Genomic DNA, 13,496 nt, shown 5'->3' on the forward strand with positions numbered 1-13,496 from the left:
ATATTCAAAACAAAAACCATTATGAAAATACAACACATTTTAATGCCATTTCTAGTAGCACTTTTAGTAGCTTGTGGTAGCTCACAACGCGTTATCACAGCCGATGGAAGTGTCTATCAAGTAAAAGGCAACAAAATCATGAATGCCGGTACTGATGTTTCTGAAACCCTTAGTGAGGACCAGAAAGCCAGTATTAAGACATTGGTGGCCGAGCAAAAAGAAGCAAAAGCTACCGCCGAGAAATTACAGGAAGAGTTAGAGGAAAAACAGGACCGTTTGAACGATGCTATAAAGGAGACCCAGAAAAAGCAGGAAGCCCTTATAGAAAAACAAGAAGCGCTAGATGAAAAATTGGAGGCTAAAGAGGAAGCCACCGCCGATTTTCTAAAAGCTAAAAAACGTCTTGCCGATAAAACCAAAAAGTATCAGCGTTTAAAAGATAAAGGTAAACTCTCGCCAAGAGATGATGAAAAGTGGCAAGAAAAATTGAAGGATTATCAACAAGATATTGACGATGCGCAAGCTAAAATGGATGCCCTGAATAAAGATTAAACCTGATGAAAAAACTTATAGCAATTTTAATGTTGTGTTTTATGGCACTCTCCATAAATGCCCAAACCGTCATTAGCAATGGCAAATCTTACACCGTTAAAAAGAGTAAAATCTTTCTTGACGGAAAAGAGGTTAGCACAACACTTTCCGAAGCAGATAAAATCGATATTTTAGGTCGGGCGAGCACTATTTCAGAAAAAATAGATGCAGATGTCAAAGCCAAACGCGAAGCGAAAGCCTTGGAAAAAGCGAATAAAAAAGCTGAGAAAGCTTTGAAAAAGGCTGAGAAAGCCCAAAAACAAGCTGAAAAGACTTTAAAACAAAATCAAAAAGCACAGGATAAATTGATCAAAGCCTCAAGGAAGCTAAAAAATGCCGAATCAAAATATCAAAAACTGAAAAGAAAAGGTAAGCTTGCTCCTAACGATGACGCCAAATGGTTAAAGAAAATCGAGGGCATCAAAAAAGACATTACCAAAGCGCAACAACAATTAGAACGATCCTGATTTGAAAGATAAACTCAAAGTAGCAATCCTGCAAAGTGACCTGGTCTGGGAAAATGCCGATCAAAATCGCATTAATTTCAGCAATCAAATGACCTCCATTCTCGAGCCGGTTGACCTCATCATACTTCCTGAAATGTTTACAACGGGTTTCAGCATGAACCCCGAATCTATTTATGAAACCATGAATGGCAATACCGTGTCTTGGCTCCAAGAGCTGGCAATCCAGAAGGAAGCAGCCATCACGGGAAGCATCGTAATCAAAGAAAATGAGAACTATTACAACCGATTGTTGTTTGTGACACCAAACGGGCATATTGAACACTACGACAAAAAACACACCTTTACTTTAGCTGGTGAAAACAAGGTCTACTCCGCAGGAAGCAAACTGCTTAGCATAGACTATTTAGGCTGGAAAATTAGACCTTTGGTATGTTACGACCTGCGTTTTCCTGTGTGGTCTCGAAATACCAATGAGTACGACATATTGATTTACGTTGCCAATTGGCCCAAAGTGAGAATTGCTGCATGGGATGCACTGCTAAAAGCACGTGCCATTGAAAATATGAGCTATTGTATTGGAGTGAATCGTGTTGGTTTGGATGGTAACAATCATGAATATTCGGGTCATTCAGCAGTTTATGATGTTATGGGCGAGCGTATTGATTCTATTTCTGAAGAAAAAGAAATTGCTATTGTAACACTTGACAAAGACCATATCGCAACACAACGTGCCAAATTGGGCTTTTTGAAGGATAGAGATTCTTTTACTTTAAGCTAAGCTCAACCACTTCATCAAAATTCGCCCTGGCTTCGTAAGTATAATCAAAATAGATGATTTTTTCTGGTTGAAGATTTTTGAGAAAATTTCCCGTATCGAACTTTCCGTTTTCATTTGCATCCAAAACCACCCGAATAAAATATTTACCAGGATTGATGTTTCTGAAATCTACTTTAGAACCTTCCGTCAAATAGGAGCTTGCATAAACCTCAGCCTTGGCATTGACTATCTGCACAATCATGGGGTAGCTCACATTCCCTTGAATATTTAGCCTGAGGTTTCCATAGTCGGAAAATTTCTTGGTACTTGCCCTGAAATTTAAAGTGTCGTTGACGTTTCCGAAGAAATCCTCAAAGGCATTTGGCAAAATAGTGATGCTGTATTTATCTGCTTCCTGTTTATCAAATGACAGGTTGTAGGTGTTATCAATTTCAGAAAAAGACGTTGTAAAAGGCACGTTGAGGGAGTCCTTATCTAAAATACTGATTTGTTGCTCGTCAAATTTTACAAAGGGGATGGAGCCTCTAATCCCGTAAGCCTCAGTGAAATTCAAAACGCTGGATACACTTGGTGTAATTACCAAGGAATCTTTTTCAAGATCCCTAAACTTATGCGTTAAAGTATCGCGATAGACTTTGTTCCTAATCACAAACAAGGCCGAATCCATCTCAATTTTAGGCTTGTACCAATAAAACAAAGAATCGGCTTTAGGATCTTTGGTAATGCGCTGCTCCAGATCTTTTAAGGAATCCCCCAGAATCTCGATTTCCATAGACTCGTAATCCCCTTCAAAACCAAAGGCAATTTTTTGACCAGCCACCTGTCTTGGGCGGTTGGCATTAAAATCTAAAGTTTCCTTGAACAATTTTATGGTGTAAAACGAATCGGTTGGCACTGTGATAAATCCTTCAGTAAAACCAATCTTATCTGTTTTTTGCTGGTACGTATTATTTGGGGTTTCCTCTTTTAAAGCAATCAATTTGTATTGACCTGCCTTGATGTTATCGATACTAAAAATTGTTAAGCTATCTAAAGTGTTGGTAATATACTTAGGCTTTTGTTTGAAGACCAGAGAATCGGTATAGGTGGAATCGGCCTCATAGAGCATCACAGAGACAAAGGAATCTGGCATTCTATTTTCAGCGTCCAAAATAGTGCCTGAAACATAAAGCGAATCAATATAGTTGCCAGTTGAAAACACGTACCTGTAATAATCATAAGGGTTTTCCTCATTGTTATCTACGATACTCCGGCCAAAATTGAAAGCATAAGTGGTATTATCGTCTAAAGTATCGTTGATGGTAATTTGAATGTATTCACTGGCCGAACCCAATGGGGTTACCGTAGGTTCTGGATCCATTGGAGGTGATACGATCAATTGTTTTTGAAGGTCCTTAACTTTAACGTACTCATCAAAATAGATACGTATTTCTTTCTCTTTAAAATTGGTGGAGTAGTTCTCTGGAGAAGAATTAACGATTTTTGGAGCATCGATATCCTTTGGCCCACCATCTGGTGTCCCTCTACTTGCGCAGTTTATGGAAATAATGGCCATAAGGAGTAGTACAAAAAGTTGTATGACAATCTTGCGCATGGGTGCTCTTAAATTTTAACAAATAAACGACTAATTTGCAGGAATCTCAAAAGAATTAACTTGCTTTTGACAGCTTAAATACAGGTCTCAATCGGTAATGGCCATTACCGCCAAGCTTAAGCGAACGCCTTTGATCTTTAGCAACTCATTGGCACAGGCTTCAATTGTAGCGCCCGTTGTGATAATATCATCAACCAATAAAATATGTTTTTGCGCCAAGTACTCCTGATTTTGAATCGCAAAATTGGCATCAATCGCGCTGCCTCTTTTGAGTCGATCTTTAAAGACCTGGGTCTTGGTATTTGTGATTTTGATCAAACTTTGATCCTCATAGCCGGCATTCAAAGCCAATGCCAATGCCTTCCCGAATTTTTCGACTTGATTGTACCCGCGCTTTTTTAATTTTGATTTGTGTAAGGGTACAGGGACAACGATTTCAACAGCGCTGTACTCTTTAAGATGTTTTAACTCCTCCCCCAACCATAAACCTAAAATATGGCCAATTTGCTCGTGGCCTCTATATTTTAGATTGTGCATTAATTGTTGTACGATGCCTTTTTTTGAAAAATGAAGTAAGGCCGTGGCGTTTATTAATTTCACACGGCCATAGAGTACTTTATGCACTGCATTTTCATGATCCCCATGAAAATTGGTCAAAGGCAAATCATGCCTACATTGCGTACACATATGCAGCTCATTGTCTGACAAGATGTTACTACAAGCATAGCAAACCTTCGGAAAAAACAAGTTCAACAAATTATTTAACATCTCAACGATTAAAATGAACAGTCCGCAACTTATTATCTAGTTTCGCAACCTATTTCACACCAATTAATAATGATAGTTAACCCTCAATTTTTTAACTACAGATTAATTATTGGTTCTTTAATTATTGCAGTTGCGGTATTGACCGTATTTAGTTTTACGAGTTACCAATCCATTTCAGCGCAACAGCAATTTATAGAACAAGAAAAAAACCTAATTGCAGGCGAATTATCTCAAATGATAGATCGCTACGATGATGTTTCCCTTTCAAATAATCTAATCGCTTCCAATTTGGCACTTGCAAAAGCAAAAGCCAAGACCACATTGGATTCTCTCAAAATGTTGCGCAGCGATTTAAGTACGCTCGCCAACTTTAGACAGCAACTCTCCCATTTAAGATTTAAAAATAAGTCTTTATTTGCCAGTTTAGATTCCGTAGAGCAAAAAAATGAAGAATTAGAAAAAGAAAAGCGACTCGCATACAGCAGCTTAGATCAAAAGAACCATACAATTTCATATTTAAAAAATAAGAATGAAAATTTGAGCAAGGTTTTGGAAAAAGGCGCTTTAATGACCGCAAATTCCTTTAAAGCCAATGGGTTCCAAAACATCTTCGGAAACAGGAAGGTCTCAACCAAAGCGAAACAAGTGAATAGTTTTAACGTTTGTTTTACGCTTGCTGAAAATGCTCTAACCACCAAAGGCTTAAAAAACATCTACATCCAAATCCTGAACCCAAAAAATAATGTCATCGCCGATAAAGGCGTGGTCAAATTCGGCCAGCACTCGCTCATTTACAGCCAAAAAGAAGCCGTTTACTACAACAATAAGGTGTTGGAGCTATGTATTGACGTAGCGGCCGAAAACAATGAGCAACCCCTTTTGGAAGGCACTTACAACATCTCGGTTTTTCAGGACCATCGCAAATTGGGGAACGCACAAGTTGATTTGAAGTAGCGCCATTTGATGCAAAAGCGCGCTTTAGATCCTTAGGGCTCAGAAAGTTTAGCATACATACTTAATCATAAGCGTTTTATCTTTAGTAATCGATAAAAACTTCACGTTTTTGCTTATTCTACCTCATGCGGAATTTGCAATAATTACCAATTTTAGATCCATTTGAGAAAACACAGTAAAAATGAGTAAAAACACATCCATATCGCTTGGGGATTATTTTGACCAATTTGTTCAAAATAGAATAACACAAGGACGGTTTAAAAACGTTAGCGAAGTGATCCGTGCCGGATTACGCCTTTTAGAAGAAGAAGAAAGTAAAGTAATCGCATTGAAAATGGCGATTCAGGAAGGAATTGATAGTGGGGTAGCTCATGATTTCGACCCAAAAAAACATCTCGCATCTCTAAAAGCAAAAAAGCACTCGAATGGCTGAATACAAGTTAACGAATAAAGCTATTGAGGATTTATCAAGAATTTGAGATTATACATTCGAAGTTTGGTCGGAAAAACAAGCTGACCACTATTACAAGGCACTTATCTTATCATGTCAAGACATTGCAGAGCATCCCGATTTAGGAAACAACTATGAGGGAATAACGAAACAATTGCTTGGAATAAAATCAAATCGACCTATCATTTTTTATAGAACAGTGAACGAAAGTTTTGTTGAAGTCACTAGAATCTTACATGAAAGCATGGATTTAAGACTAAGAATATTGGAATAAAACCAGGCATTAACTTTGAAAACACCCATTGCTGTGAGTCCCCTTAAAATTGAAGCTTTTCCAAAAATTACGTTTCACCTATTCGGGTTTTTTTAGGATCATCGCAAATTGAGGAATGCACAAGTTGATTTGAAGTAGGTCCATTTGATGCGGAAGTCCGTTTACATCTTTTGACTCAAAAGATACCGAATTGAGCTAATGCCCATTGAAATCCAGAGTATTTAAAAGCCAAACTTGAGCATGTTGAATAGCTCAATTGGACATCAACATAATTTTATAGTATCCAGATTGATACCCGATTACTGAAAGTGTGTCACGAATAAAATACAAAGGCCATGGAAACTAAAAGTTGGAAAGAAATAAAAGACAGCGTTTACGGAAAAAAAGGAACTGACCGCAGAGATGCGCTTGATAGCGATTTTGAATCACTCAAAATTCGTTCACTTTCAAGAATGATTCCAAAGAAAAAAACCGAAATCAATAAGCTCGGGGCAAACCCACAAGGTATAAATTGAAAGATGTGCTTTGTGTTTCGAGGCAAGCCTCGGGAAATAAAACCCTTTGGAGGGATTCAAGAAGGCCTTAGGGATGTTTGACAAAAACCAAACTATATTTTTGAAGCAAAACATTGGAAGTGGTTTGGCATCGTAGATCGCATTTGATGCCAAGGTTTGCATCTAAACCTAAATTTCAATCAAATCCCTTACAAAAATCGCTTTCAAACGTATTTCTTTTCATTTCACAAACAATAACCAATCGCAACTCCATAATTTCCCCAAAACCGCCGCGTTTATCGAAGCGGTTTTTTATTTTTGCATCATGGCAAACGACGATCAATTCAAAAAAGTAATCTCTCACGCAAAGGAGTATGGTTACGTCTTTCAAAGTAGTGAAATCTACGATGGTTTAAGCGCAGTTTATGATTACGCGCAAAATGGAGCAGAGCTCAAGAAAAACATACGTGACTATTGGTGGAAGGCCATGGTGCAAATGCATGACAATATTGTGGGCATCGATGCCTCTATTTTTATGCACCCCACCACTTGGAAGGCTTCCGGACACGTGGACGCTTTTAACGACCCCTTGATTGACAATAAGGACTCCAAAAAACGCTACCGTGCCGATGTTTTGGTCGAAGACTATTGCGCCAAGATTGAGGCCAAGATTGACAAAGAAGTCGCTAAGGCCGAAAAACGCTTTGGAGATGCCTTCAATAAAGAAGAATTTGTAAGTACCAACCCCAGAGTGCTTCGTTATACTGAAGACATTGAAACTACACTGAAACGTTTGGGCAAATCTTTATCTAATGAAGACCTGACCGATGTAAAAGCGCTCATTGAGGAATTGGAAATTGCCGATCCCATGACCGGCTCTCGCAACTGGACCGATGTGAAACAATTTAACCTCATGTTTGGCACTAAATTGGGAGCTTCCGCAGAACATGCGATGGATCTTTATTTGAGACCGGAAACTGCGCAGGGTATTTTCGTCAATTTTTCCAACGTTCAAAAATCAGGACGTATGAAAATTCCTTTTGGGATTGCCCAAACCGGAAAAGCCTTTAGAAACGAGATTGTCGCAAGACAATTCATTTTTAGAATGCGTGAGTTTGAACAAATGGAAATGCAGTTTTTCATCAAACCAGGCACTCAAATGGAGTGGTTTGAGTATTGGAAGGAACACCGCATGAAGTGGCATTTGTCACTTGGTCTGGGCAAAGAGAATTACCGTTTTCACGCTCACGAAAAATTGGCACATTATGCAGATGCGGCCACCGATATCGAATTCAAATTTCCGTTTGGCTTTAAGGAATTGGAAGGCATTCACTCCCGTACCGATTTCGATTTGAAACAGCATGAAAAACACTCTGGCAAAAAACTACAGTATTTTGACCATGAGGAAAATGCAAGCTACACGCCTTATGTATTGGAAACCTCGATTGGGTTGGATCGTATGTTCTTAGCAATTTTTTCAAACGCTTTGGAAGACGAAACTTTGGAAGATGGCAGCACAAGAACTGTATTGAAATTACCTGCCGTGTTAGCGCCTGTGAAAGCAGCTATTTTACCACTGGTTAAAAAAGATGGTTTGCCAGAAATTGCCAAACAAATCTTTGAAGATCTCAAATGGGATTTCAATGTGGATTATGACGAAAAAGATGCTGTGGGCAGACGCTACCGACGCCAAGACGCCAACGGAACGCCATTTTGCATTACGGTTGACCACGATACTTTAGAAGACAATACAGTGACCATTCGTCATCGGGATTCGATGGAGCAACAACGCGTCAAGATCGAAGATTTGACTGGCATCATTAAAAAAGAAGTGGATGTGAAGCATTGGTTAAAAAAGATGGCATAATCAATTTTTACTGCCGCAGGCATTTTATACAAAAATTAGGAATCCCAAACTAAATTGTTTGGGATTCTTTATTTGTTAGGTTCTAGCACCTATGTCTTGGGGATAACCGCTTCAATATATTCAATAAAAAATAACTATTGATTTAAGCTAAATGTTATCTCGGTAAAATTTAAACATCAGATAAGTAAATCAATTTTCAGGTCACAATATTCATTAATCTTATGTCCTTCCGGCGGCATCTGTTTCAGATTGCCTCCAAAAACGAATAGCAACAGCCTGTACATTACACTTAATCTTAAAAGCGGTAGCCACAATTAAACCCCAACTTTCCGACTAGTTGGTTAACATCCGAATCACTATTATTGATTAAATTTCTACCCAAACCTGCATTAAGTTCAAAGACAAATCCATCTTTTGTAACCCATTTTCCACCAAGACCAAAGCCAAGCGCCACGTTGGTGATATTTTTCTCCTCTATTACAAGCCTTGGGTCAAATTCGCTACCTGTAAAGTAGCGCTGTCTCTCATCATAAGATATTACCATCCCGAAGCCTTCGAGGAAAAAACCTGCAGCGTGCTTTTTTCCGAAGAACATACGGTAATAAGGCGACAAGTAGTAATTTAGGTCTGAATCGAAATTTTCTTGGTCATAGGTAATAAGCATTGAAATCCCAACCGATGAGCTTTCGCTTAAATTTCTTTCATAACTTGGCTCTATAGCCCCAAGTAAAAGAAAAAGCGCATTGATTTTGATTTCATTGTCCTTTTTATAAGGGTCTTGTAAGGAGTCATTTTGAGCGAATGCTAAAGTCACGAGCGCTAAGCTGAGCATGACAGACAAACAGATTTTTTTCATGAATAGGTTAATTGAGTTTGAGTTTTTTTTGGGACAATGACTTTGTCATCATTATAATTGATAAGTACAAAAAGACCAAAAACCAGAGATTAAAAATATCAAAGTGAAGAGAAAAACACTTAGTTATTCTAAAATCTTGGTTCTTGATTGTACAATATTGATGCTCTAAACTAAAATCCTTAAAATCTATAGCCCAAAATCACTCCAAAACGCGCTTCTAAATTATCGATGTATTCGTCATTCACATTGCCAAGATTCCTGGCAATCTCTCCGTTGAGGGTCAAGGTGAATTTATTGTTGAACATCCATTTGTGCCCAAGCCCAAAACCTGCTGAAACACCACTCACATCGTACGTATAGTCTTGTTCATTAAAAGAATCCGTATTATAGTCAAAATAACCATAATCGTCAACAGTTACCTCACCTGTTCTCAATCGCACTTGTGGGTAAAAGAAAAAGCCCGCGTGTTGTTTTTCTTTTGAAAAATAGATGAGATAGGCAGCTTTTAGACTTACCGCTGTGGTTTTTTCTAAATAACCTGCATCGTAATAACCAAAGGTATCAAAGAAGGTAACGCCAACAAAAAGGGATTGGTTTTTTTCGAACAAGCGTTCGTAATTCACATTTAGCGATCCTGCGATTACCAAATCCAAAAGATTGGTTGAGATCTCGCTTTTTTTAATCAATTCGGTGTCGGTTTCCTGAGAGAACGAAACCATTGACGCACAGAGTAACAGCGTTAAACAGAGGTTTTTCATAATATAGCTTAGTTAAGGTTATGTTTAATTTTGGTAAGTCTTTACCTACCTTTTTGAAGATGCAATAATAGCGAAAAGGTTGCTTCAAAAAAATTTTATTTTGAAAATTAGAAATAAGCCTTCAGCTGCACGGTTCCTGTATGGATGGTTTTTGAGGTTTCTGTTTTTCTTCCGAAGTAATTGAGATTCAAATCGAGAAACTGGGTCAGTTTTTTCTGTGCCAACAAGCTCCAAGTAAAATTATTTCCCGGTTGCAAACCCTCAAGAATTTGATAGGATACTGGTGTGTTGGCATTGCCCGTGAATTCGTTTTTAAAGAAATTCACTTCGCCCGTTAGCGCCACTTGGTTGGTGCTGTTGTAGGTAAAAGACATGCCGTAGTTATTTTGCAACAATTGCTCCATCTCGCCAATGCCATTGTCTTTTGAAGTGTATTGGTAAAATATATCAAAGCGCGCATTTTCATTGAAAATATAGGATAATTTGGGCTGTAATCGCAGCTCTTCCAACTCGTAATTTCGGCTGGAGAAATTTTCACTTTCTGAAGTGTTCTTTTCAACGCTCGATTTTAGATTCATCAACCAACTCGTCGCAAACTTATGGTTGAACTGCAATTGGTGGCTTCGCAAATTGTTCTGCTGAAAACCTATAGACAGCACGTTTCTGGTTTTATTGTTCAAAAAGGTATAGGACGTGGTGTAACGTTGCTTCCCACGGTTGTAAAAGAGCACATTACGAATGCTCTTGTTGAGTGCCAATTGGTTGTCATCATTTGAGGAAAAGGGATTCAAATCAAAAGTATTGCCATCGCGCTTATTCTTGCGATCCACCAAAAATGAGGTTTGGTTATAAAAATGGGATAGGGATTTTCGCCATGCATTTTCAGATTCGCTCCATTGCTGTGGATTGAGGGTCAAGGTTTGGCTAAATCTATTTTGGTGAGTTTTCACAAATACCTGATTGGGCAACAAGACCCTTATAAAACTGCCTTGGTCTGCAAATTGGGCGAGTTCAAACTCATTGAGCTCCTGGATGCCATTGTCATTGTAATCAATCCAAGTGTAAGCGCCTTGCCCTGGCTCAACCTCAACATAAGTAAAATCCTGCTGTGCCAAACTTCCAGAATTAGTCTCAAAAATGCTGTTGAAGCTAATGCCATTATTGAAGAGTTGCTGGTTGTAATTAAGCCTGGAGTTGAGGGACCGCTCATCTTCAAAGGCAGGGTCATCACTTTTTAAAGTCCGGTAATTCACGTAAATGCCCAGATTGGTATTTTGATTCTGAATCAATTTGGAGTCCAGATAATAGGTATTTGATTTGTTGACACGCTCCACACGATTTGCCCGCAAACTATCGTTGACACGGTATTTATAGCCCACTTCCACAAAAACGCCAGTGCTATCACCATAACCTGTGAAAGCTTCGTAAGAGTGGAACCGCTGGCTCAAATTGGTCAATAAATCGGTTTCCTTTTCTCGTTGCTCATTGTCCTCCAAAGCGATTTTTGTGCCTACCCATTGTTTGTTGAAGCTATAAGTTACCCGATTGTAGGATCTTAGAAACCTAGTGTTTGAAAGGCTGGTACTGTTGTTCAAAATACTGGAATGGGTATAGATGCTCCAGCGTTTCAAGAACAAATTCGCCAAGAGGTTGTGGCGATTCCCGTTGAAATTTTCAGAATAATTGAGATGTTCAAATTTATAATTCGCGATGCCTTTTTGAGGATGAACCAGTTCCGCTCCAGAGGTAAGCAGCATTTGGTTACCCAAGGGATCCTCAAGGCTCCAATCCCGATCGAATTCTGCGCGATACAAACGCTGGACGGTCTTGAAATTCTCATGGATCACATCTGCATCGGCATAGACGTTGAGATTCCATAAGCTATCGGTTTGAATGATGTTCTGCTTGACGCCAATTTTCCCGGCAAAACCATCGTTATCGGCATCGTCTAGGCTTGAAAACAGATTGATGTCGTTCTTGCTACCCACCAGTTCAAAATAGAGTTCGGTTTTTTCTGAAGGCGCATAGCGTCCGTTCACAACAGCGACCTGTAATTTTTCAGGCGCAATCAATTTAACGATAGGCGCGTAATTTCCCTGCGGAATGCCATCAATTGCTGCCACATACTCATAAATATTTTCCACCGCATTATTGCTTATCAAGATATAATCGCCTTGATTGTCACCCACCAAACTGAATTTCACGCTGAACAATTGGTCTTCCGGATTATTTGAGAACACCAAAGCTTCCGCGCCATTGATGAGTTCCTTTGTATAGAGAATGCGGTTTTCACTAAAAGCCTGTTCCACTGCGGAAGGTGCGACCATCAAAGCTTGGTCATCACCGGCCTCGCTCAAAAGGCCCACTTGTTCCGAAGACAGGTTTTGCTGTAGCGGTTGATTTTTGGCATCGGTTTCCGAATAGACTGAAACACCCAATTTAAATTTTTCAGTCGTATGGCTTCCTCCACCAAAAACAATAAATCGGCTGTAATTGCGCTCACTGTATTGGTAATCTACGGTGATGCGCATTTCTGAAGTGATGGGATACGTGGCGTTGAAAATAATCTCACCCGCATTATAATCAATGATGTAGTCATCATTCTCGCCACGTTCTAAGGCAATGCCATTCACATACACGGTCTCACTACCTGAAACGATGAGCACAAACAATTCGTTATTGGGACCGCGCAATTTGTAAGGCCCTTGGTTGCCTTCCTGAGCAATAAATTGACTGGTGGTAAATTGACCCCGCACCAAGGCACCCGAAGCGAAGATGTTGGTCTTGGCATCTTCGTCGCCCAAGTTCACATTGACCAGCAAACCCTGTACCCGCTTGGTAAAACTGGCGAAATAACTGTCGTTATTTACCAAATCGATATCTCCGGCCCTAATGTTCCAACGGTCGCTGAACAGCTCAATAAAGACTTGATCAAACTCATCCAAACGCTGGGAATAGCCGCTTTCCTGCAAGGGGATGTTGGCATCTTGTATGGAAGCCCGCAAGGACACCTTATCGCTTAGTTTTCCTGAGATCTGTAAATCCAATTCACTGTTGAGTACCGAGTTTTGATTGTTGCCAATGGTCACGCCACGAGAGATGCTTCCGGAGGTACTCAAGCCATCAAAGGGTGTAAAGGCATTTTCAAGATTGGATTGGTTGAGCTTGTACAAACGTTGGAGATCGTTGGTATTATTAACGATGATCTTATCGTCTAGCAAAAAATACTTCCGTGTTAGAAAATCGGGGTAGCGCAGATAAGCGATTTCAACGGAATCGGTTGCCACCGGTTTTTTAAAGGTCAACAGGGCTTTTGAAAAATCAATTTTGTAAAAAGCAGTGTCTATTGAAGAACCATCCTTGCGCTTCAACAAAAACCAGGACGGATTTATACTTACCGAATCCACCCGAATGGAATCACGAGCCGCCATTTTTTGGGTTCTATAATTACTGCTTGGCTCTTGCGCAAATGCAGAGCTAGCCACTATAAAACTCATGAAAAACAACACTAATCTCATTCAATATATAAACTTGTAAAAGCAAGAATTATTTTATCGTTAAAACTGCTTTAAAAATCACGTGTAAAAGTACAGTATTATTTATTTTTGGCTGGGAAAGTTCGAGGTTCAGGCTTATTGCTTAAA

At 39.3% G+C, this 13,496-nt stretch carries 12 protein-coding genes and 1 pseudogene; 8 read left to right on the top strand and 5 right to left on the bottom strand.

What is annotated here, in order from left to right; translation table 11 throughout:
* The first annotated feature begins 21 nt into the window (after positions 1 to 21).
* The 3 genes from ESY88_RS07745 to ESY88_RS07755 are packed head-to-tail and all read left to right on the top strand — an operon-like array spanning position 22 to position 1,836.
* A complete protein-coding gene (locus ESY88_RS07745) occupies positions 22 to 552 on the top strand; it encodes a hypothetical protein (RefSeq protein WP_147086165.1) in 531 nt (176 codons plus the stop codon).
* A gap of 5 nt (positions 553 to 557) precedes the next feature.
* Positions 558 to 1,058, top strand: a complete 501-nt coding sequence (locus ESY88_RS07750; RefSeq protein WP_147086164.1) for a hypothetical protein — start codon at positions 558 to 560, stop codon at positions 1,056 to 1,058.
* Between the two features lies 1 nt (position 1,059).
* Positions 1,060 to 1,836, top strand: coding sequence for an amidohydrolase (locus tag ESY88_RS07755; RefSeq protein ID WP_147086163.1), 777 nt, complete (start codon positions 1,060 to 1,062; stop codon positions 1,834 to 1,836).
* Here ESY88_RS07755 and ESY88_RS07760 read toward each other — a convergent pair.
* Positions 1,823 to 3,430: an Ig-like domain-containing protein gene (locus tag ESY88_RS07760; RefSeq protein WP_147086162.1), complete on the bottom strand. Its 1,608-nt coding sequence runs from the start codon at positions 3,428 to 3,430 to the stop codon at positions 1,823 to 1,825. The two genes, ESY88_RS07755 and ESY88_RS07760, sit on opposite strands and share 14 nt — an antisense overlap.
* Before the next feature lie 87 nt (positions 3,431 to 3,517).
* On the bottom strand, positions 3,518 to 4,117 hold the full coding sequence (locus ESY88_RS07765; RefSeq protein ID WP_317128675.1) for a ComF family protein: 600 nt from the start codon (positions 4,115 to 4,117) through the stop codon (positions 3,518 to 3,520).
* 150 nt (positions 4,118 to 4,267) lie between these two features.
* Between ESY88_RS07765 and ESY88_RS07770 the strand changes: the two genes are divergently transcribed.
* The 5 genes and pseudogenes from ESY88_RS07770 to ESY88_RS07790 all read left to right on the top strand — a co-directional run bounded on the left by ESY88_RS07770 (position 4,268) and on the right by ESY88_RS07790 (position 8,238).
* Positions 4,268 to 5,152: a hypothetical protein gene (locus tag ESY88_RS07770; protein WP_147086160.1), complete on the top strand. Its 885-nt coding sequence runs from the start codon at positions 4,268 to 4,270 to the stop codon at positions 5,150 to 5,152.
* Between the two features lie 181 nt (positions 5,153 to 5,333).
* Positions 5,334 to 5,585, top strand: coding sequence for a type II toxin-antitoxin system ParD family antitoxin (locus ESY88_RS07775; protein WP_147086159.1), 252 nt, complete (start codon positions 5,334 to 5,336; stop codon positions 5,583 to 5,585).
* 58 nt (positions 5,586 to 5,643) lie between these two features.
* Positions 5,644 to 5,877 (top strand): annotated as a pseudogene (locus tag ESY88_RS07780) (type II toxin-antitoxin system RelE/ParE family toxin); the annotation flags it as partial.
* Positions 5,878 to 6,212: 335 nt separating this feature from the next.
* Entirely contained in the window at positions 6,213 to 6,392 is a 180-nt protein-coding gene (locus tag ESY88_RS21375; RefSeq protein WP_223270761.1) for a hypothetical protein, read from the top strand.
* Positions 6,393 to 6,696: 304 nt separating this feature from the next.
* The gene (locus tag ESY88_RS07790) at positions 6,697 to 8,238 is read left to right on the top strand and encodes a glycine--tRNA ligase (RefSeq protein WP_147086158.1); all 1,542 of its coding nucleotides are present in this window, start codon (positions 6,697 to 6,699) and stop codon (positions 8,236 to 8,238) included.
* 295 nt (positions 8,239 to 8,533) lie between these two features.
* Here the strand turns inward: ESY88_RS07790 and ESY88_RS07795 are convergent, their stop codons facing one another.
* The 3 genes from ESY88_RS07795 to ESY88_RS07805 form a co-directional block, all read right to left on the bottom strand.
* A complete protein-coding gene (locus tag ESY88_RS07795; RefSeq protein WP_223270762.1) occupies positions 8,534 to 9,094 on the bottom strand; it encodes a DUF3575 domain-containing protein in 561 nt (186 codons plus the stop codon).
* A gap of 179 nt (positions 9,095 to 9,273) precedes the next feature.
* Positions 9,274 to 9,852, bottom strand: coding sequence for a DUF3575 domain-containing protein (locus ESY88_RS07800; protein ID WP_147086157.1), 579 nt, complete (start codon positions 9,850 to 9,852; stop codon positions 9,274 to 9,276).
* A gap of 107 nt (positions 9,853 to 9,959) precedes the next feature.
* On the bottom strand, positions 9,960 to 13,370 hold the full coding sequence (locus ESY88_RS07805) for a hypothetical protein (RefSeq protein WP_147086156.1): 3,411 nt from the start codon (positions 13,368 to 13,370) through the stop codon (positions 9,960 to 9,962).
* Positions 13,371 to 13,496 lie beyond the last annotated feature (126 nt).

The organism is Subsaximicrobium wynnwilliamsii (genome assembly GCF_007997225.1).
GTDB classification, from domain to species: domain Bacteria; phylum Bacteroidota; class Bacteroidia; order Flavobacteriales; family Flavobacteriaceae; genus Psychroserpens; species Psychroserpens wynnwilliamsii.

What these genes read in the sequence shown, in the direction of transcription:
- ESY88_RS07745 (WP_147086165.1), top strand. Translation starts at nt 22, where the DNA reads ATGAAAATACAACACATTTTAATGCCATTTCTAGTAGCACTTTTAGTA.
- ESY88_RS07750 (WP_147086164.1), top strand. Translation starts at nt 558, where the DNA reads ATGAAAAAACTTATAGCAATTTTAATGTTGTGTTTTATGGCACTCTCC.
- ESY88_RS07760 (WP_147086162.1), bottom strand. Translation starts at nt 3,430, where the DNA reads ATGCGCAAGATTGTCATACAACTTTTTGTACTACTCCTTATGGCCATT.
- ESY88_RS07765 (WP_317128675.1), bottom strand. Translation starts at nt 4,117, where the DNA reads ATGTGTACGCAATGTAGGCATGATTTGCCTTTGACCAATTTTCATGGG.
- ESY88_RS07770 (WP_147086160.1), top strand. Translation starts at nt 4,268, where the DNA reads ATGATAGTTAACCCTCAATTTTTTAACTACAGATTAATTATTGGTTCT.
- ESY88_RS07775 (WP_147086159.1), top strand. Translation starts at nt 5,334, where the DNA reads ATGAGTAAAAACACATCCATATCGCTTGGGGATTATTTTGACCAATTT.
- ESY88_RS21375 (WP_223270761.1), top strand. Translation starts at nt 6,213, where the DNA reads ATGGAAACTAAAAGTTGGAAAGAAATAAAAGACAGCGTTTACGGAAAA.
- ESY88_RS07790 (WP_147086158.1), top strand. Translation starts at nt 6,697, where the DNA reads ATGGCAAACGACGATCAATTCAAAAAAGTAATCTCTCACGCAAAGGAG.
- ESY88_RS07795 (WP_223270762.1), bottom strand. Translation starts at nt 9,094, where the DNA reads ATGAAAAAAATCTGTTTGTCTGTCATGCTCAGCTTAGCGCTCGTGACT.
- ESY88_RS07800 (WP_147086157.1), bottom strand. Translation starts at nt 9,852, where the DNA reads ATGAAAAACCTCTGTTTAACGCTGTTACTCTGTGCGTCAATGGTTTCG.
- ESY88_RS07805 (WP_147086156.1), bottom strand. Translation starts at nt 13,370, where the DNA reads ATGAGATTAGTGTTGTTTTTCATGAGTTTTATAGTGGCTAGCTCTGCA.